Raw genomic sequence first — 19716 nt, forward strand, 5'->3', positions numbered from 1 at the left:
CATGTACGTAAAAAAACAAATTAGAGGGTTGCCTGCGTATGCACCTGGGAAACCAATTGCAGACGTAAAACGAGAGTATGGATTAGATCGCGTGATTAAAATGGCTTCGAATGAAAATCCTTACGGAGCGTCTCCAAAAGTTGCAGAACGCATTGCAAGTGTAGCATCTGAAACGTCTATTTATCCAGATGGCTATGGAACTGAGCTCAGATCAGCGTTAGCGTCTAAACACCAAGTAGATGAAAAACAGATCATTTTAGGGAACGGCTCTGATGAAGTCATTCAATTTCTATGTCGAGCCTTTTTATCGACTGGTACAAATACAGTCATGGCCACACCTTCTTTCTCGCAATATAAATTGAATGCAACGATAGAAGATGCTGACATTATTGAAGTGCCCGTGACGGAAAGTGGCGACCATGATTTAGATCGAATGCTTGCAGCGATTAACGAAAAAACAAGAATTGTTTGGGTCTGTAATCCGAATAATCCAAATGGAGTGGCAATCGACCAGAATCGTTTTAGCGAATTTTTGAAACAAGTACCAGAAGGGTGTCTCGTTGTGTCAGATGAAGCGTACTATGAATATGTCACATCAACAAGTTTCCCAGAGACCGTCTCGCTTCTTGAAGAATACCCGCAATTAGTTGTTTTACGCACTTTTTCAAAAGCGTATGGACTAGCTGGTTTGCGCGTTGGATACGGTATTACGAGTCAAGTCATTGCGCAAGCGATTGATCCTGTTCGCCCACCATTTAACAATAATTCTATCGGTCATCAAGCTGCTTTGGCCGCGCTAGAGGATGAAGCATTTATTCAGTCATGTAAAGAAAAAAACAAGGTTGAAATGAATCGCCTAGAAGATTTTTTTGAAAGCCAAGGGTTCTATGTCTATCCTTCTGAAACAAATTTTTTAATGATTGAAACGGGTATACCTGGAAATAAAGTGTTTCAAGCATTTCTTGAAAAAGGCTTCATCCTTCGCTCTGGTGAAGCACTAGGTTATCCGACTGGCATTCGTATTTCCATAGGAAGTCAAGAAGAAAACGATGCGTTTTTAGAGGTGGCTTCGCAAATTTTTGCCTCTTTTAATTAAGCATAGTAACAAAAACGTCTTAGGAAGGAAACAACATGAAGAACATCTTTATCGTCGGTATGGGTCTTATAGGTGGATCCTTGTCGCTTGCACTAAAGAAAGATGAGTCGGTTCAACTAATTGGATTTGATATCTCTGAACAAGAAATGAATTTGGCACATCAACTAGGTGTCATTGACCAAAAAGCGGCATCGATTGAGGCAGGGGCAAAACTGGCTGATCTCATTATATTAGCAACGCCAGTTGGAGTAACGACAGAAATAATTGAGCGTTTAAGCACAATTACGCTAAAAGATAATGTAATCATTACAGATGTCGGTTCAACAAAGCAAACGATTGTAGAAAAAGCTCGCGCATTGTTGCCAAATTATTGCTTTATCGGAGGCCATCCGATGGCTGGATCCCATAAAACAGGGGTAACCGCAGCCCAAGCACATTTATTCGAGAATGCGTTTTATTTGTTAACGCCAATACATGCTTCAAGAGACCAGTTGATTATGTTGAAAAATATGTTAAAGTCCACAAATGCCCAATTTATTGAACTAGACGCGCAACGTCACGATCGACTTGTTGGCGTAGTAAGTCATTTTCCGCACATCGTCGCGGCAGGCCTTGTTCATCAGTTAGAGAAAATGGAAGCAGACGATGCACAAGTTACCGCACTTGCAGCAGGAGGATTCAAAGATATTACGCGAATTGCTTCGGCAAGTCCTGTGATGTGGCGTGATATTTTATTACATAATAAAGACGAAATGATTCGCTTAATTGATAATTGGCAACAAGATATGAATGACGTGCGCCAATTTGTTGAAAATGAGGATCATGAACAAATCTATCGTTTTTTCGCCCAAGCAAGACAGTTTCGTGAAGGGCTACCACAAAAATCCCGTGGAGCAATTCCTGCTTTTTATGATTTGTACGTGGATGTACCCGATCATCTTGGTGTCGTTTCAGATGTTACGTATGTGTTGGCTGAAAATAAAATTCATCTTACAAATATCCGAATTTTAGAAGCAAGAGAAGATATTATGGGTGTTTTGCGGTTGAGTTTTCGCTCTGAAACCGATCGTGAGCAAGCGAAACAGGTTCTTATTGAACGTCACTATACCATTTATGAACAATCATAGAGGATACGTCCCCCTTTCTTGTTAAGAGAAATTTTAGCAGATAGGGGGTTTTTTGCGGTAAAAAAAACTCCTTTGAAAACGTAAGCGTTTTCAAAGGAGTTTAGCTATAAAAAGCTAAAATGTATGGATAGGAGTGGAGAGAAACCATACGCTAATTAGAATATAAAAGAAAACGCTTTCAAAGTCAATACTATTCATAAAAATCTTTTGTTTTTTTTACGAAACCCAATGGTTGATCATGAAACGGTCCATCATATAAACTATAGATAGTAACGATTGTAAATGAAGGAGCCAACCTATTTATGTTGAAAGAAGATGTATTTTCAAAAATAGAAGCAGGGAATATTGAAGAAGCGTTAAGCATGCTTGCTAGTCGTGCTACATCTGATGACCATCAAGTTCGATTTGAGGTTGCGGAGTTGTATTATGAACTTGGTCATATAAAAGAAGCAAGGCAGATTGTTGAAGATCTTCGCTCGCTCTATCCCGATGAAGGCTCCCTTGCTATTCTTTCAGCAGAAATGATGATTGATGAAGATGAAGAGGATGAAGCCATTGAAGCACTTTTAGAGGTAGGCGTAGAAGATGATAGTTATGCACAAGCACAATTGTTACTCGCTGACCTATACCAGCTTCAAGCATTAGATGAAGTAGCAGAACAAAAATTACTAGCTGCCTTGCAAAAAGATCCTGATGAAATGATTCTCGTCTATGCTTTAGGCGAATTTTATTTAAACCAAGGGGCTTACAATAAAGCAATACCTTATTTAAAACAGTCGTTATATGCGGACTTAGGCGAAGTAAATGTAGGTTTGTCTTTAGCGGAAGCTTATAGCGGAAACGGTCAATTCGAAGATGCGTTGCAGCTTTATCATCAACAACAAACGAATAAAATGACGCCAGATCAGCTGTTTAGCTTTGGTTTTACCGCATATCAGCAAGGGGACTATCCAGTCGTTATTGAACAATTAGGCGCTGTGAAAAGCCTTGATGCTGATTTCACGAGCGTTTATATGCCGCTTGCAAAAGCATACGAAGCTGAAAATCGTTTAGACGAGGCGTTTGAAACCTTGAAAGACGGTATTCGAATGGATGAATTTAACGATCAGCTTCCTATGATGGCTGGTCAAGTTCTAACGAAAATGAATGATCTTGTAGGAGCAGAGCAATTTTTTCGGCAGTCTCTAGCCTTGAACCCATCTAACGTTAAAAGTGTTCAAGCGTTTGCAGCGTTGTTAAAAGATGAAGAACGGGCAGATGATTTAGACGAATTGATTCAGTATGTGCAAGAACATGGCGAAAGTGATCCACTTTTAACATGGTTCCAAGCGTTTGCTAAAGCGAACTTAGAAGAATTTGAAGAAGCGCGGTTGCTTTATAAAGAGGCAATGCCTGCTTTTAATGAAGACGCAGACTTTTTAATTGAATACGGCTACTTCTTAATGGAGGAAGGAGATCGAACGCAAGCGAAATCGCTGTTTGAGCAGGCGCTGCTCCTTGATCCGACACGATCAGACTTAACGGAACTTATTGAAGAACTTAATTACGAGGAATGACAAGATTTGTTGAAAGAATTCAAGCTTGATTAAAAGGGAATGCTCTAACATAAGGCGAAAAGTACAGTAAGATTTAAATGTGGTGCTTTAAAATAGGGAAAGGGGAGAAAGCAATTGGGTAGTATTATTCCTGTAATGGATAAAAAGTCTTTTTTGCGAAGTTTCCTCAAACGACATCAGTTAAAACGCCGTGAGTGTGCATGGCTATTAAATTATCTAATGAACGATGATGGGTTAATGGAGCGTGTTCATTTCTTAGATCGTTCAGATGAGACGCCAAAAGCACTTGTTATTTCCGCTCAAGGAATCGACACAATCCCATTTTCGTTTCGAAAGCAACACCATGTGACGACTGATTGTGAAAAAGCATTCCATGACATACGCCTTAATCATACAGAAGAAATTTATATTGAACTTCACTTTAAAGACCAAGATCTATATGCACAGTACTTGGCTGTCCTTGAAGACAATCCGTATTTGCCAGAGACAAAAGAACGGAAGCAACGTTTTGAACATGAGGCAGAAGAAGTTCTAGATGAAAGCATTCGACGTTTTCAGTTAGACCAATTACATGCTGATATTAACAAGGCGCTTGATGATCATGATAAAGAATTGTTTTTGACGTTAACAGCAAAACTTAACAATTTACTAAAAAACTCTTAAAACAGAGCTCGAGAGCTCTGTTTTTTTTGTTATAATGAGACTGAAAGGAAGTGGAACCATGCGATTTAAAACAGCAGATACAGATACATATTTACAATCACGTGATTATGTCGATACAGCCATTGTCCCGTTACTAAAAGCGTCTGTATCAACTCAGCTAAAATCAACCATCCAAGCTGCAGAATTTACAACGATTTTGAGTGATGAAATGGAACGTCAATTTAGAGGACGTGTGATGCTTTTTCCACCATTTAGTTATAGTGAAGAAGAGTCGATTGAAGCAAATCGAGAGCGGTTACGTATGTGGGAAAAAGATTTAGGGAACGCTGGTTTTAAACATATTATTTTATTGACTTCAGATTCTGTTTGGAAGCCAATTGAGGAGCAATTAAAGCCGCTGCAATTATTTTTTGTCCCTTCAATTGCTCTTGAATATATTGATCAAAAGAACAGAAAAAAAGTCATTGATGATCAAATGCAGCAAATTTTACCGTTAATTACAGGGTTGTGGCAGCAAAATCGCTGAAAGCGCTATTCTAACTCATATTGCTTAATGTATGCGGTTATAGTATGATAGTAACGTCCTAGTATTAATCTGTATGAGTCCAAGCTAGACTTGGTCGATTTTGAACTGTTAGGAGGTTTAGAAGTGAGCGAAAGAGAGCACAAAGTTTCGAGACGGCAATTTTTATCGTACACGCTCACAGGAGTAGGCGGATTTATGGCAGCTGGTATGTTAATGCCCATGGTTCGATTTGCCCTTGATCCTGCTTTAAAAGCAGGGGCTGAGTCTTCTTTGGAACCGGTATGCGAGCTGGATGATTTAACCGATACGCCGCAGCGATTCACATGGAGCTTTAGTCAACAAGATTCTTGGTATGAATCAACTGTGGAGCAAGAGGCATACATCTATTTAGATGGCGATGATGTTATTGCGCTTTCATCTGTTTGTACCCATCTAGGTTGTACAATTGCCTATAATGAGGATGAGAGTGAATTCGCATGTCCTTGCCACGGTGGTCGATTTACTGAAGACGGCACAAATGTGGCTGGTACGCCACCGCGTCGTCCGTTGGATGTTTTTGAAGTCAGTGTTGAAAATGGAACGGTATATCTTGGAGAGGTCAACCGAAGAGACTAGGAGGGGCGCAGAAAATGCTACAAAAAATTTATGATTATGTGGACGAGCGTCTAGATATTACTCCTATGTGGCGTGATATTGCGGATCACGAAGTGCCAGAGCATGTTAACCCAGCTCATCACTTTTCGGCGTTCATCTATTGTTTTGGTGGATTAACGTTTTTTGTAACGGTTATCCAAATCCTGTCAGGTATGTTCCTGACGATGTATTACGTACCAGATATTGTTAATGCCCACGCATCTGTTTATTTCTTACAAAATGATGTGGCAATGGGACAAATCGTTCGAGGAATGCACCACTGGGGCGCGAGCTTAGTTATTGTCATGATGTTCTTACATACTTTACGTGTATTCTTTACGGGATCCTATAAAAAGCCGCGTGAGTTAAACTGGGTTGTTGGGGTATTAATTTTCTTTGTTATGCTTGCTCTTGGTTTAACAGGTTATTTGTTGCCTTGGGATATGAAAGCGTACTTTGCAACTGTCGTAACACTTGAAATTGCTGAAAGTGTACCAATTATCGGCGATTTCACAAAAGCCTTGCTTGCTGGTGGGGATATCGTTGGTGCAGCAACACTAACGCGTTTCTTTGCGATCCATGTCTTCTTTTTACCAGCTGCATTACTAGGTCTTTTAGGCGCACACTTTATTATGATTCGTAGACAGGGGATCTCTGGACCTCTATAAGGTAAACAACACTTGATAAAAAGGAGGGAAATTCATGCATCGAGGCAAAGGGATGAAATTTGTCGGTGATTCTCGTGTAAAAGCAGATGGTCGTAAAGCGAATGTACCGAAAGATTACTCGGAATATCCGGGGAAAACAGAAGCTTTTTGGCCAAACTTCTTACTTCGAGAATGGATGGTTGGTGCAGTTTTTCTAATGGGGTTCTTATGTTTAACCCTTGCCCATCCAGCTCCTCTTGAGGCAATTGCCGATCCGCTAGAAGCATACATACCATTACCAGACTGGTATTTCTTGTTTTTATATCAGTTGCTCAAATATGAGTTTGCTTCTGGTGACTTTAATACATTAGGAACGGTTGTTATTCCTGGTGTGGCATTTGGTGCGTTGCTACTTGCACCTTGGCTCGATACATCAAAAGAACGTCGTCCACACAAGCGTCCGATTGCAACAGGCCTTATGTTGCTTGGTGTTGCTTCTGTTATTTTCTTAACATGGGAATCAGTGGATCAACACGATTGGGAAACGGCTGCTGAACAAGGTCAGCTAGTTATTGCGGAAGACGCAGACATTGATGTAGAAGCGGAAGGATACGAAATTTATTCCAATAATGACACATGTATCCAGTGTCACGGTGACCAAATGACTGGTGGAGCTGGTGCGCCAAGTCTTCTTGAAACAGAAAGGTCACCGGAAGAAATTATGGATGTAATTCAAAATGGTGTAGGCGCAATGCCTGCTGATCAATTTGAAGGTTCGGATGAAGAGTTAGAAATTTTAGCTGAATTTATTGCAAACCATGGTCAAGAACCTGAGGAATAAGTAAAGGAAAGAGCCACCACAAAGGTGGCTCTTTTTACATAAGGGTGATACGAATGCTCGCATATTTATTTGGCTTTCTAACGAGAAAGTCAACACTATTATTGTTATTAATCATCAACGTCGTTGGAACGGTTTATGGATTTATTTGGTATGGCAATCAACTAGAGCAAACGCCATGGCAGTTTGTGATATTTGTTCCAGATAGTCCGACAGCTAGTTTCTTTTTTGTCTTTGTGTTAATTGCTTTTCTTATGAAGAAAAACGTTGGTTTAATTGAGGCTTTCGCAGCTGTGACGCTTATTAAATACGGCGTTTGGGCGGTTGTTATGAATACGTTTCAAGTGATGGAAGGGGCGCCGATGCACTGGCAAATCATCATGCTCAACCTTTCTCATGCGGGTATGGCGTTGCAAGCGCTCTTGTTCTTACCTTTTATGCGGATTAAACGCTGGCATTTGGCTGTCGCATTAGCCTGGACGGTCTTAAATGACGTCATTGATTATTTTTTTGGCATGCATCCATGGTTGAGTAACGTTATCATCCCATATATCAATCAAATCGGGATCTTTACATTCTTGTTAGGTTTAACTTCGGTTGCGCTAGTTTATCTATTAAACGTTCGAAAAAACGCATTACGTTTAAACTTGCCTAAATAAGGTCTACTCTTGTCCTCCCTCTCATATAATGAAAAATCAGAGGGGGGAACGCGTGATGCGGCGAATGTTTTTATTCATAATGGCCTTAAGCGTCATAGTGATGTTGCCTGTGTATGGCTACGCAGTAGAGGACAATGACCCGACTTGGAGTGAGTTTGATGGTTTAGCTGGAACGTTACTTCATCAAATTCAACAAGGAGAAATAGATCAAGCGCAAAAAACAGCTGAAGCTTTTTCGAATGAAATGGAACAGTTTCCTTTTTCAGATGAAGAATGGACATTGTCTTCCATGCGTACACTAATGACAACGTTTGAGTCTGCTTATGATGCGCTGTTTGCAGAAGATGTTTCTCCTGAAGAGCAGTTACGTTTAGCGATGGCACTTCGGTTAAGTACAGACGCTGTTCAACAAGTGAATCAGCCGCTATGGAATCAAATGGATCGACAAATGCTTGATAGTTTAGACCGGATTGGTGCCGTTAATGATCCATTTCAATCGCAACAATTTAGCTATGAAGTGAATCGATCCCAACAGTTGTATGAAACCGTTCGTCCAGCTGTTTTAATTTCAAAAGGTTACGAGCAAGTAAATGAACTTGATGACATGCACAATCGCCTACAGCAACAGCAGTTGTCTGAGGCGGAGATTGATAATCATTTGGATACAATGCGTCATGAATATCTGTCATTATTTGCTTTTACATCTGTCGAAACGGTTGACCCGACCTTATATTTAGTTATGTTTATGATTGGCACACCGGTTGTGGTATCGCTCGGCTACGTAGGCTTTAGAAAATTTAAGGGCGAGCGAAAAAAAGTAAAGCAAGAAGAATAAGACAAGGCCTCTTGTTTGACTTATTTTGACGTTCACTTTATGATGGGAATATAATCAATAAAGAGGTGATTTTAACGTGAGTTTGACTGGATATTTGATCTACCTCGCGCTGCTTCTTATCATCCCGATGATTGCGCAAGGGAAAGTGAAGAGCGCCTATAATAAATACTCACAAATTCGTAACTCGTCAGGTATGACGGGAGCAGAAGTTGCAAGAAAAATTTTAAATGATAATGGTTTAAATGATGTGACGATTGAAGAAACAAAAGGGGAGCTTTCCGATCACTATGATCCGAAAGCAAAGACCGTTCGTTTATCAACGGATAATTATCATAAGCCATCTGTTGCCGCAGCGGCAATTGCTGCACATGAAGTAGGACACGCTATCCAAGATGCGGAAGATTATGCATTTTTGAAGTTTCGTAGTGCGCTTGTTCCAGCTGCGCAAATTGGTACGTCATTAGGTCAATGGCTTATCATGATTGGGTTACTAATCACCGTTTTTGGTTCATTTTCACCAGTTATTTTATTAGCTGGTATCGTCATGTTCTCTGCAGCCGTATTATTCCAAGTGGTGACATTGCCTGTTGAATTTAACGCTTCAAATCAAGCGATGGCGCAAATGGTTTCAAGTGGAATCATTCGCAATGATGAAGAACGTGAAACGAAAAAAGTGTTAAATGCCGCAGCCATGACTTATGTTGCCGCAGCGCTTGTAGCTGTTATGGAGCTTGCACGATTGATTTTAATTTATTTATCTCAAAGAGATTAAAGAAAACGTGCCTACACAACGTAGGCACGTTTTTTTAGTCAACTCGAAGCGGCTTCTTATTATCATCGAGGGTAAAGCCTTCTCCTGCTGCTTCAGTAACATCATTGATCGCCATAAATGCGTGCGGATCAATGCGATGAACAATGGAGCGGAGGCGAACCGTTTCATTTCTAGCTACCACACAGTACAAAATTTCTTTTTCGTTGCCAGTAAACGATCCTTTCCCTTTTAAAGCGGTGGCGCCGCGGCCCATTTCTCTTAGAATTGTCTCGGAAATTTGCTCCAAGTCGTCGGAAATAATAAAGGCGGCTTTGGCGGAATAAGAGCCTTGCTGAATAAAATCAATGACTTTTGCTGCGATAAAGACATAGACGATTGTATACATCGCTTGACGTAAACTGAGTTCAAAAATAAGTGAAATCGCAATGACCGATGAATCAAAAAGTAAAAACGTTTTACCAATACTCCAGCCAAAATAGCGCAAGCATAGTTTAGCAAGAATATCTGCGCCTCCTGTTGTACCGCCAAAGCGAAATACAATGCCAAGGCCTACTCCAACGATAGCGCCAGCAAACAAGGCTGCGAGCATGATGTCGTCAGCGAGATCGATGGCAACTGGTATGCGCTGAAATAAATCTAAAAAAAGAGACAAACTAAATGTACCAACTAATGTGTACACAAACGTTGTTCGACCTAGCATTTTCCAGCCGATGAAAAATAACGGGATGTTAATAATTAGGTTGGAAATAGCTGGATTGAATGAAAACAGAAAAAAGAGCAATAACGTAATCCCGGTGACGCCACCATCTGCTAAATTGTACTGCATATTAAAATAAACTAACCCAAAAGACATTAACGCTGTCCCGAACAAAATAAACAAAATGTTTTTAGCGTGTCTGGCCATAAACAGTTCTCCTTTACAATCAATGCTTTATTAGTGTACTCAACCTGAATAAAAAAAGATAGAAGTCAGTGAATTTTAATTGCAGATTTATTGTGGATTCGCTACGATAAGAAAGAAGAAAGGAAGTGGACCGATGAAACATCCAAAATCAATGGCACAAATGCAACAAGAAGTGGATGATTATATAAGCCAATTTAAAGAAGGGTATTTTAGTCCGCTTGCGATGATGGCTCGATTGACAGAAGAGTTAGGGGAATTAGCGCGTGAAGTAAACCATACATATGGAGAAAAACCAAAGAAAGCAACGGAAAAAGAAAAAGCAATGGAAGAAGAAATGGGCGACGTATTATTTGTGTTAATTTGCCTGGCGAACTCGCTTAATATTGATTTAGACGAAGCCCACTCACGAGTGATGACTAAATTTACTACGCGCGATGCAGATCGCTGGACAAGGATTGAAGAAGGAGAGCAAAACCATGATTAAGATTGTCGTTGCAGGACCAAGAGGGAAAATGGGGTACGAGGCAGTTCAACTTTGTGAGCGTGATGAAGAGCTTCAGCTCGTAGCGGTTGTTGATTCAAAGCATGACGGTCAAACGCTACAAGACCTTAAAGGCTATGGAGACTTAGAAACACCAATTTATTCGGATATGGAACAATGTTTTTCAAATCATGATGTAGATGTGCTTGTAGATTTAACAACGCCAGCATTTGGAAAGAAACATATGGAGATTGCTCTTGCACATGGGGTTCGACCTGTTGTAGGAACGACAGGTTTTACGAACGATGATATTGAGCAGTTAAGAAAGCTTACTGAAGAAAAAGAACTTGGGGCGATTATTGCGCCGAACTTCGCGATTGGTGCGATTTTAATGATGAAGTTTTCGCAGCTAGCCGCTCGTTATTTAACAGATGTGGAAATCATTGAGCAGCATCATGATAACAAATTGGATGCACCATCTGGCACAGCAATGAAAACAGCTCAACTTATTGCACAAGAGCGTGAGCAAAAGCAGCAAGGACATCCCGATGAAAAAGAAGATTTACCAGGCGCGAGAGGCGCTGAGTTTGAGGGGATGAGGATTCATAGTGTCCGACTTCCAGGCAGAGTGGCACATCAAGAGGTCCTCTTTGGTGGAGAAGGACAGCTGTTGTCCATTAAGCACGATTCTCTTAATCGACAAAGTTTTATGCCGGGTGTCAAACTTTCAATTGAACACGTATTAAAGCTTGATACACTCGTTTATGGACTTGAAAACTTAATTGATTAAGAGGTGATCACGATGAAAGTGGCGTTAATTGCTCATGACAAGAAGAAACAGCAAATGGTAAATTTTTGTGTAGCGTATGAACATATTTTGAGCGAACATGATTTATATGGAACTGGTACGACAGGGACGCGAATCATGGAGGCTAGCTCTTTACAGGTGACTCGATTTAAATCTGGCCCACTTGGCGGGGACCAGCAAATCGGTGCGCTCGTTGCAGAAGATGAATTTGATCTTATTTTATTTTTCCGTGATCCGTTAACAGCACAGCCTCATGAGCCAGATGTTACGGCTCTAATACGGCTTTGTGACGTAAAAGCGGTTCCTTTAGCAACGAATATTGGAACAGCAGAGGTTCTTATAAAAGGGCTTGAGCGAGGCGATTTTCAATTCCGTTCTGTTCAGAAAGAGAATCGAACGTCTTTGTAAGGAGTCTGTTTTTAGGCTCCTTTTTTTAAAAGAATGCGTGGAGAGGTGACTTTATGAAGATTAGAAAAGCAGTATTAAACGATCGTGAGGACATTGCTTCTCTCGCTGCACGTTCATGGGGTTTTGCTTATGAAACGCTTATTCCTCAGCATGTTCAACAAACATTTCTCGAAAAAGCGTATTCTTTTGCGATGCTGGAGCAAAAATTGACGAATTCTGCTTTGTTTTTAACTGCTTATTCAGATAAAAAACAATTACTTGGATTTGCACAGTTAACGCGTAATGAAAAAGAAACAGAATTAGCGGCAATCTATGTTGATCCAGACGCTCTCGGTAAAGGAGTAGGCACATCTCTTTTTCAAGAAATAGTATCAAATTTATATCCAGAGGAACGTTTAGTTGTTTATGTGGAAGAAGGAAATCGCCGTGCGGAACAATTTTACATAACGCAAGGTTTCCGACATGTAGAGACATTTTCCGAGACAATGTTTGATCATACATTTCATACTGTTAAAATGAGTAGAGAGAGGGTGTGAGCCACATTCGGATGACGAACAATACATGTGATTTGTTAGCAGTTGGTGCGCATCCAGATGATATTGAAATTGGCATGGGCGCAACCATTGCGAAATATGTGGCGGAAGGCTATACGTGTCAGTTCCTTACTTTAACGAAAGCAGAATTGTCTTCTAATGGTGATGTAGAAACGCGTCAATTAGAGGCTCAAGCAGCTGCTGACACATTAGGAGTTAAAAAGCGCGAGCAGCTAAGCTTAAAGGACCGAGGTTTGGCATCGATTTCACCGGCGGAAAAGTTGGATCTTGTTCGTCGGATTCGGGAATGGAAGCCAAGGTTTGTATTTACTCCACTACCAGACCGCCATCCTGATCATGGTGCGTGTGCTGCGATCATGAAGGACGTACTTTTTGACGCTGGGATTCGAAACCTTTTGCCGGAGTACGAACCGCATAAAGTGGATGCGCATTTTAGTTACTTTATAAATGGCTTTTCAAACCCAGACTTTGTCATCGATGTCGCGCATGTTTATGAGAAAAAGGTTGCGGCTTTACAAGCGTATCAGAGTCAGTTTCAGCCTAAAGCAGGGGTATCTACTCCGCTAACGGATCAATATATTGAGTCTGTTATCGCTCGAGACCGTATGTATGCGAAAGAAGTGGGTTTAACGTACGCAGAGGGATTTAAGACTTATCGTCCTCTAAACGTAACAAATTTATTTGAAAGGTGAAATAGATATTGAAACCAAAAAAAATAGGGATTAGCTGTTATCCTACAGTTGGTGGATCTGGAGTGGTAGCGACAGAATTAGGGAAACAGCTTGCTTCAAGGGGACATGAGGTCCACTTCATCACAACTGAAATCCCCTTTCGCCTTGATGATAAAGTGTATCCAAATATCTTTTTCCATGAGGTTGAAGTGAATCAGTATGCAGTATTTAAGCATCCACCACATGACTTGTCTGCTGCGAGTAAGATTGCAGAAGTCATTCGTAGCCATGAACTGGATTTTCTTCATGTGCATTATGCGGTTCCTCATGCTGTTTGTGCCATATTAGCAAAACAAATGAGTGGAAGAGACATAAAGATTATGACAACGTTGCACGGTACAGACATTACGGTGCTCGGATTTGATCCTTCTTTACAGCCTTTAATTCGGTTCGGAATAGAACAGTCGGATATTGTTACGGCAGTTTCAAAAGATCTTGTTCGACAGACTCAGGAATTAGTGGGTACAGCTAAGCCAATTGAAACGGTTTATAATTTCGTTGATGAAGAGGTGTACTACCCGAAGCCAATTGAAGGGTTAGCGAGTCATTATGGGATTGCTCAAGATGAACATGTCGTCATCCACATCTCAAATTTTCGACCTGTAAAACGCATTCTGGATGTGTTAAAAAGCTTTTCCCTCATTTTACAGGGGGCAAAGGCTAAGCTTTTATTAATAGGGAATGGTCCAGAGCTTCCGGTTGCTAGGCAGTATATTAAAGAAAACAAATTGGACGACCATGTGCTTGTTCTAGGCAATCAAAAGCATATTGCCGAGTTGTTATCAATGAGCGATGTCATGCTTTTATTGAGTGAAAAAGAAAGCTTCGGTCTAGTGGCGTTAGAAGCGATGGCGTGCGGGGTTCCTGTAATTGGCACAGATATTGGCGGCATTCCAGAAGTGATTGAAGATCAAAAGAGTGGTTTTCTCGTCCCTGTTGGTGACGTTGAGCTAGTGGCACAGCGGGCACTTGAACTGTTAACGGATGCTCATCATCATCAGCGCTTTAAAGAGCAGGCGTTAAAAAGAGCGAAGCAAGAATTTTATTCACAGCGAATTGTGAGTGAATACGAGCGCTTATACGAAAAAATGCTTCTAAAGGATATCGCCAATGATTCCTAAGGAAGTGAAAGCGTGTTTGCGTGAATTAAACGAAGCAGGCCACGAAGCCTATCTTGTTGGCGGAGCGGTTCGAGATTTGTTACTAAAGCGGGATGTTCATGATTATGACATCGCAACGAGTGCATCCCCTCAACAAATTGAAGCCTTTTTCAAGAAAACGTTTCGAATTAACGAACGATTTCAAACGGTAAGTGTACATCTTCATACTATTCAAGTTGAAATCTCAACGTTTAAAGGGGCTTCACTCGTTGAAGACTTGCAGGAAAGAGATTTTACGGTCAATAGTTTAGCCATGACCGCTTCTGGTGATGTGATGGATTATACAAACGGACAAAAGGATTTGCAGGAGCGTATCCTTCGTTCGTATTACCCAGAACGTGTGTTTAAAGCAGATCCTTTACGAGTTTTGCGCGCGGCACGATTTATAAGTAATCTTGGCTTTAGCGTTGACGAGCAGACGATGCGTGCTTGTAGCGATGCGCTATCTCTCTTTTCAACGATTGCCCGTGAGCGAATAGCCCATGAATGGGTAGGCGTGTTAAAAGGAGCATATAAAGGTGACGCATGTTTGTTTTTAGAACAGATTCAAGTGGAACGGGCTCTTCCGTCTCTTCTTTTAAACGAGACCATTTATGAGCAGCTTCATCGTTTGTCATCTATTGTATGGGAGACCGATGAGTGGGCGTGGGCAGAGTACAGCGTACTTGTAGGAAATGAACATGTGATCTCCTCGTTTCCGGTTTCGAATCAGTTAAAAAAACAAGTTAAACAGCGCTATGTTTTTTTTCAAGAACGACAGACATCGAACTGGACGCCTTGGATGCTTTATCGAGCAGGGGTTTCTGTTGCCTATGATGTAGAGCGAATGCGCCATGGAAGAGACTGGTCGTTTCTCAGTCATTCTCAACTTGAGGAAGCTTATCATCAATTGCCGATTCATTCTAAAGACGAACTTGCGATAACGGGAGCGGACTTATTAGAGAAGACAGCGGCGAAACCAGGACCCTGGATTAAGGAAAAGCTGGAGAGATTGGAGAAAGCGGTTGTTGAAGGAGTGCTTGAAAATAAGCGAGCTTGTTTGTTAAAGCAAGTATGAGCGGGAAAGGACAAATGATGAAGGCATTATTAGTAAAGCTTTTACGATCAGGCGAGTATGTGTCAGGTGAAGCAATAAGTTCCGATTTGAATGTTAGCCGGACCGCAATTTGGAAGCAGATTAAGGCATTAAAAGAACAAGGGTATACAATTGAATCAACGACGAATAAAGGATACCGTTTGCTTCATAGCCCTGATACAGTGCGTGCACACGATATTATAGGACGAGTGTCGACGGATTCATTTGGTAAAACCGTATTTGCTTATGATTCTGTAGAATCCACCCAGCCGCTCGCCCATCAAGTGGCTACAAATAAAGGTGACGAAGGAACACTTATTGTCGCAAATGAACAAACCCAAGGGAGAGGGCGACTTGGGCGGAAGTGGCTCGTAGGAGAAGGGCAAACCATTTCCATGTCTTTAATTTTGCGGCCGACTATTCCAATTGCACAAACGCCACAACTTACGTTAGTCGCTGCCGTTGCAGTTGTAAGAGCGATCGAAAAAGTGACCGGAATCGATTGCGAAATTAAATGGCCAAACGACTTATTGGTTAAGGGGAAGAAGCTTGTCGGTATTTTAACCGAGATGGCGGCAGATCCTGACCAACTTCATTACGTTATTGTCGGAATGGGAATTAATTGTCAACAGTCTGTCGCCGACTTTCATGAGGATGTCAAAGGTATCGCTACATCGATTTATCAAGAAACGGGAAAAACTGTTCATCGCGCGACGTTAATTGCAGAAGTGATGAATGAATTTGAATGGCTTTATCGTTGTTATCAAGAAGAAGGTTTCCGTGTCATTAAGCCTTTATGGGAAGCTCGGTCGATCTCACTACACAAAAAAATTCATGCACGAACAGCCAAACAAGTGATTACTGGTTATGCTAGTGGGCTAACAGATGAGGGACAGTTATGTATAACCGATTTAAATGGGACTACTCACCTTATTCACTCAGGAGATATTGAACTCGACACAACCTCCTGACCCTTGTTATACTAGTGAATGCAAGGGCTGTATCTGCTAGAACGGCACCCGATAAATGGATGGGAAAAGCCATCGTTAGCTTCGATTCGAACGAAGAACGGAGACTAAAGATGATGTGCTTTTACACGCCCCCTTGCGATAAGCAAGGGGGCAAAGCCGTTTCATGCAGTTCAAATTTGAACACATGAAACTGGAGGCGTTTAACATGAAAACGACAAAACAATTTTTACAAATGAAACAGAAGCAAGAACCAATTGCGATGCTCACGGCCTACGATGCACCATCAGCTAAGCTTGCAGAACGTGCAGGCGTAGATATGATTTTAGTCGGTGACTCTTTAGGGATGGTTGTATTAGGGTACGATTCTACGGTACCTGTTACGGTTGACGATATGGTCCTCCACACAAAAGCGGTAAAACGTGGTGCCAGAGACACATTTGTTGTAACAGACTTGCCATTTTTTACGTATCACAGTTCTTTTTCGGAAACTGCGCATCATGCTAGACGATTGTTGCAAGAAGCTGGGGCCGATGCTGTGAAGCTTGAAGGTGGCGTTGAAATTGCCGATACAGTAAAAAATCTTGTTTCTGCTGGTGTACCTGTTGTCGGTCATATCGGTTTAACACCACAATCTGTTGGCGTGCTAGGTGGCTACGCGGTTCAAGGTAAAGATCAAGAAACAGCAGAACAATTGCTTGTTGATGCAAAAGCCATTGCTGAAGCAGGGGCTTTTGCAATCGTAGCTGAATGCATCCCGCATCAACTCGGCACAGCTTTGTCTAATCAACTGTCAGTTCCGATTATTGGAATTGGCGCTGGAAATCAAACAGACGGTCAAGTGCTTGTGTACCACGATGTCATTGGCTATGAATCAGAACGAGTCGCTAAATTTGTTAAACAATATGTGACCATCTCGCATACGATTCAAGATGGTCTGGCACAGTATGTCCAAGAAGTAAAAGCACGAGATTTTCCAACTGAACAACACCAATATACGATGAAAGATTCGGATTGGTTGTCGTTATACGGTGGGAAAAGCGAATGATCGTTGTAAAAACGAAGCAAGAATTGCAGCAAGCGTTAAAGCCGTTTCATTTACCAACGCACTCAATTGGCTTCGTGCCAACAATGGGTGCGTTGCATGAAGGCCATGTATCATTAATGGAGGCAGCAAACGCCAATCATTCAATTGTTGTTGTGTCTATTTTTGTAAATCCGCTGCAGTTCGGACCAAATGAAGATTTTGAAACGTACCCTAGACAGCTTGAAGCTGATCAAAAGGTAGCCCGTGAAGCAGGTTGTGACATTCTCTTTTGTCCGTCGGTTGAAGACATTTATCCAGATGGATTTCCGCAAATTGTCCATGTACAGCAAGGGGCGAACGTCATGTGTGGAAAAAGTAGACCTGGTCACTTTGATGGCGTTGCAACTGTAGTGTTAAAATTATTCTCGCTTATTCGACCGGAAGCCGCTTATTTTGGCGAAAAGGATGCACAGCAACTAGCCATTATTAAACAGCTCGTAAATGAGTTTTTTATGCCAATAAAGGTGGTAGGCTGTAAAACGGTTCGAGAAGAAGATGGACTAGCTCGAAGCTCTAGAAACGTTCATTTAACAAAAGCAGAACGACAGTATGCGCCGCTTTTATATAAGGCGTTACAACGAGCAAAAGCGTCTAACAACCGAAACGTTCCAGAGTTAATTGAACTAGTCCGTGTATCGTTAGCTCAAATTCCGAGCGGCTCCATTGACTATATAGAAGCATATGAATACCCGTCACTAAAACAAGTAGAGGTTGCGACAGGACGAATCATTTTAGCTCTTGCTTACCAGTTCTCGCACGCTCGACTTATTGACCATGTTCAAATTGACTTTAGCAACCGAGGTGAAGCGTAATGTACAGAACAATGATGAAAGCAAAATTACACCGCGCGCGTGTAACTGAATCAAATTTAAATTATGTTGGCAGTATTACGATTGATGAAGATCTTCTAGATGCCGTCGATTTAATTGAGAATGAAAAAGTCCAAATCGTCAATAACAACAACGGTGAGCGTTTCGAAACGTATATTATTAAAGGAAAACGTGGTACAGGAGAAATTTGTTTAAACGGTGCTGCTGCACGAAAAGTTCAGCCTGGAGACGTTGTCATCATCTTGAGTTATGTCATGCTTGAAAATCAAGAAGCGCTTACGCACACCCCTAAAGTGGCGATTTTAGACGAAACCAATACGATTGTAGAAATGTTAGGAACAGAACCAGCTTCTACCGTCCTATAACTCGAATATTCCCTCCCGTAAACATGCAAACTGTGAGTAGAGCAAATTGCTGGGAGGGGATTTTTTTGAAAGAATGGTTAAACGAATGGTACAGCTTATATGAATCAGTATGGGCGCTACCGCTTAAACAACAATCGAAACAAATGGATACGTTAGAGGATAAGGTTGAACTGCTATTGACCACATGGGGATCACTGGATGAGTCGATGCAGGAGTTAAAACGCAAAGTCAAAGAGGAAGCGCATTTATATCAATACCAATCAAAAGGGACGATTTTATTCGATCAAGGCCAGTTTCAAGAAGCGTGTGCGCAATTAAAGCAAGAAGAGCATGTGGAAAAGGATGGAATACGCTGTTTGTATGTCGGCTATGCTTCCTTGTATCAAAGTGATTTAGTTGAGAGTGAAGCGCAATTTCAATATGTGTTATTCTTACAAACACCAGCGTTAATAACCCATTTGGCATATAAAGGGTTAGGATTGATCGCCATTGTTCAACATGACATGGAGAAGGCTATTCATTATTTAGAAAAAGCGCAACCCTTAGCAGAAAATCATGAACTCATGTATAATTTAGGGGTCTGCTATTTTACGTTAGGAAATTACGAATATGCAACGACATGTTTTCGGCAATATGCTTATCATGTAGAAGATGTTGATGGCCTTTACGCGTTAGCGTTGGCACTTGTTCAAGCAGGTGAACTAGAAGAAGCTCGGGCAGCATTTTTGCAAGTCATTGAAAATTTGCATGAGCAATCAGCGCTAGTCGCTGTAGCGCACTTAGTAGAATGGATTGGCGAACATGAGCTAGCATGTTATGCATATGAGCATTTAATGATACAATCAGGCAAAGAACAACGCTGGCTACATGGATTTGCTTGGAATAAAGCATTATCAGGTGATAAAAGAGCCGTTCATTTATTGAGTGAACTAAGCCATACCGACCCGGAAGCGAAAAAATCGTATGAATGGATACAAGCAACAATGAAGTAAG

Annotated in this window: 24 protein-coding genes; 23 read left to right on the forward strand and 1 reads right to left on the reverse strand. The window is 41.3% G+C overall.

Annotation, left to right across the window (positions count from 1 at the left end; all coding sequences use genetic code 11):
* The first annotated feature begins 1 nt into the window (after position 1).
* The 11 genes from hisC (at position 2) to ACE1TH_RS05585 (ending at position 9352) form a co-directional block, all read left to right on the forward strand.
* Positions 2-1096 (forward strand): histidinol-phosphate transaminase, encoded by a 1095-nt coding sequence (hisC, locus tag ACE1TH_RS05535; protein WP_099300852.1) that lies wholly within the window; start codon positions 2-4, stop codon positions 1094-1096.
* Between the two features lie 35 nt (positions 1097-1131).
* Complete coding sequence (locus ACE1TH_RS05540) at positions 1132-2223, forward strand: prephenate dehydrogenase (RefSeq protein WP_375078483.1); 1092 nt, start codon at positions 1132-1134, stop codon at positions 2221-2223.
* Between the two features lie 302 nt (positions 2224-2525).
* Complete coding sequence (locus ACE1TH_RS05545) at positions 2526-3779, forward strand: tetratricopeptide repeat protein (protein ID WP_099300850.1); 1254 nt, start codon at positions 2526-2528, stop codon at positions 3777-3779.
* A 114-nt stretch (positions 3780-3893) separates the two neighbouring features.
* On the forward strand, positions 3894-4442 hold the full coding sequence (locus ACE1TH_RS05550) for a ReoY family proteolytic degradation factor (protein WP_099300849.1): 549 nt from the start codon (positions 3894-3896) through the stop codon (positions 4440-4442).
* Positions 4443-4500: 58 nt separating this feature from the next.
* Positions 4501-4968, forward strand: a complete 468-nt coding sequence (locus ACE1TH_RS05555) for a YpiF family protein (protein ID WP_255225314.1) — start codon at positions 4501-4503, stop codon at positions 4966-4968.
* A gap of 123 nt (positions 4969-5091) precedes the next feature.
* The gene (locus ACE1TH_RS05560) at positions 5092-5583 is read left to right on the forward strand and encodes a Rieske (2Fe-2S) protein (protein ID WP_375078484.1); all 492 of its coding nucleotides are present in this window, start codon (positions 5092-5094) and stop codon (positions 5581-5583) included.
* Positions 5584-5597: 14 nt separating this feature from the next.
* Positions 5598-6269 carry a menaquinol-cytochrome c reductase cytochrome b subunit gene (qcrB, locus tag ACE1TH_RS05565; RefSeq protein WP_035398380.1) on the forward strand — a complete coding sequence of 224 codons (672 nt, stop codon included), beginning with the start codon at positions 5598-5600 and terminating at the stop codon, positions 6267-6269.
* A gap of 34 nt (positions 6270-6303) precedes the next feature.
* Positions 6304-7089 carry a menaquinol-cytochrome c reductase cytochrome b/c subunit gene (locus tag ACE1TH_RS05570; RefSeq protein WP_099300846.1) on the forward strand — a complete coding sequence of 262 codons (786 nt, stop codon included), beginning with the start codon at positions 6304-6306 and terminating at the stop codon, positions 7087-7089.
* 53 nt (positions 7090-7142) lie between these two features.
* Positions 7143-7745, forward strand: coding sequence for a DUF1405 domain-containing protein (locus ACE1TH_RS05575; RefSeq protein WP_099300845.1), 603 nt, complete (start codon positions 7143-7145; stop codon positions 7743-7745).
* A 55-nt stretch (positions 7746-7800) separates the two neighbouring features.
* On the forward strand, positions 7801-8580 hold the full coding sequence (locus ACE1TH_RS05580) for a sporulation protein YpjB (protein WP_176554237.1): 780 nt from the start codon (positions 7801-7803) through the stop codon (positions 8578-8580).
* Between the two features lie 127 nt (positions 8581-8707).
* Positions 8708-9352 (forward strand): zinc metallopeptidase, encoded by a 645-nt coding sequence (locus ACE1TH_RS05585; RefSeq protein ID WP_373454098.1) that lies wholly within the window; start codon positions 8708-8710, stop codon positions 9350-9352.
* A 34-nt stretch (positions 9353-9386) separates the two neighbouring features.
* Here ACE1TH_RS05585 and ACE1TH_RS05590 read toward each other — a convergent pair whose 3' ends face one another.
* Positions 9387-10256 (reverse strand): YitT family protein, encoded by an 870-nt coding sequence (locus ACE1TH_RS05590; protein WP_099300842.1) that lies wholly within the window; start codon positions 10254-10256, stop codon positions 9387-9389.
* 133 nt (positions 10257-10389) lie between these two features.
* Here ACE1TH_RS05590 and ACE1TH_RS05595 point away from each other — a divergent pair, with 133 nt between their 5' ends.
* The 12 genes from ACE1TH_RS05595 to ACE1TH_RS05650 all read left to right on the forward strand — a co-directional run bounded on the left by ACE1TH_RS05595 (position 10390) and on the right by ACE1TH_RS05650 (position 19715).
* Positions 10390-10740 (forward strand): nucleotide pyrophosphohydrolase, encoded by a 351-nt coding sequence (locus ACE1TH_RS05595; protein ID WP_099300841.1) that lies wholly within the window; start codon positions 10390-10392, stop codon positions 10738-10740.
* On the forward strand, positions 10733-11527 hold the full coding sequence (gene dapB, locus ACE1TH_RS05600; protein ID WP_176554236.1) for a 4-hydroxy-tetrahydrodipicolinate reductase: 795 nt from the start codon (positions 10733-10735) through the stop codon (positions 11525-11527). Before ACE1TH_RS05595 ends, dapB begins: the two co-directional genes overlap by 8 nt.
* Before the next feature lie 12 nt (positions 11528-11539).
* Entirely contained in the window at positions 11540-11953 is a 414-nt protein-coding gene (locus ACE1TH_RS05605; RefSeq protein ID WP_176554235.1) for a methylglyoxal synthase, read from the forward strand.
* Positions 11954-12006: 53 nt separating this feature from the next.
* Positions 12007-12489 carry a GNAT family N-acetyltransferase gene (locus ACE1TH_RS05610; RefSeq protein WP_099300840.1) on the forward strand — a complete coding sequence of 161 codons (483 nt, stop codon included), beginning with the start codon at positions 12007-12009 and terminating at the stop codon, positions 12487-12489.
* An 11-nt stretch (positions 12490-12500) separates the two neighbouring features.
* The gene (gene bshB1, locus ACE1TH_RS05615; protein WP_099302100.1) at positions 12501-13199 is read left to right on the forward strand and encodes a bacillithiol biosynthesis deacetylase BshB1; all 699 of its coding nucleotides are present in this window, start codon (positions 12501-12503) and stop codon (positions 13197-13199) included.
* An 8-nt stretch (positions 13200-13207) separates the two neighbouring features.
* Positions 13208-14359: an N-acetyl-alpha-D-glucosaminyl L-malate synthase BshA gene (bshA, locus tag ACE1TH_RS05620; protein ID WP_375078485.1), complete on the forward strand. Its 1152-nt coding sequence runs from the start codon at positions 13208-13210 to the stop codon at positions 14357-14359.
* Complete coding sequence (locus tag ACE1TH_RS05625; RefSeq protein ID WP_375078486.1) at positions 14349-15455, forward strand: CCA tRNA nucleotidyltransferase; 1107 nt, start codon at positions 14349-14351, stop codon at positions 15453-15455. The genes bshA and ACE1TH_RS05625 overlap by 11 nt, the downstream gene beginning before the upstream one ends.
* Before the next feature lie 17 nt (positions 15456-15472).
* Positions 15473-16444: a biotin--[acetyl-CoA-carboxylase] ligase gene (locus ACE1TH_RS05630; protein WP_375078797.1), complete on the forward strand. Its 972-nt coding sequence runs from the start codon at positions 15473-15475 to the stop codon at positions 16442-16444.
* Between the two features lie 205 nt (positions 16445-16649).
* Positions 16650-17489, forward strand: coding sequence for a 3-methyl-2-oxobutanoate hydroxymethyltransferase (gene panB, locus ACE1TH_RS05635; protein ID WP_099302098.1), 840 nt, complete (start codon positions 16650-16652; stop codon positions 17487-17489).
* Complete coding sequence (gene panC, locus ACE1TH_RS05640; RefSeq protein WP_375078487.1) at positions 17486-18340, forward strand: pantoate--beta-alanine ligase; 855 nt, start codon at positions 17486-17488, stop codon at positions 18338-18340. The genes panB and panC overlap by 4 nt, the downstream gene beginning before the upstream one ends.
* On the forward strand, positions 18340-18723 hold the full coding sequence (panD, locus tag ACE1TH_RS05645) for an aspartate 1-decarboxylase (protein WP_099300836.1): 384 nt from the start codon (positions 18340-18342) through the stop codon (positions 18721-18723). The genes panC and panD overlap by 1 nt, the downstream gene beginning before the upstream one ends.
* Before the next feature lie 65 nt (positions 18724-18788).
* On the forward strand, positions 18789-19715 hold the full coding sequence (locus ACE1TH_RS05650; protein WP_375078488.1) for a CDC27 family protein: 927 nt from the start codon (positions 18789-18791) through the stop codon (positions 19713-19715).
* Position 19716: the final 1 nt, after the last annotated feature.

It is taken from the genome of Shouchella sp. JSM 1781072, from assembly GCF_041949915.1.
Classification (GTDB): domain Bacteria; phylum Bacillota; class Bacilli; order Bacillales; family Bacillaceae_D; genus Shouchella.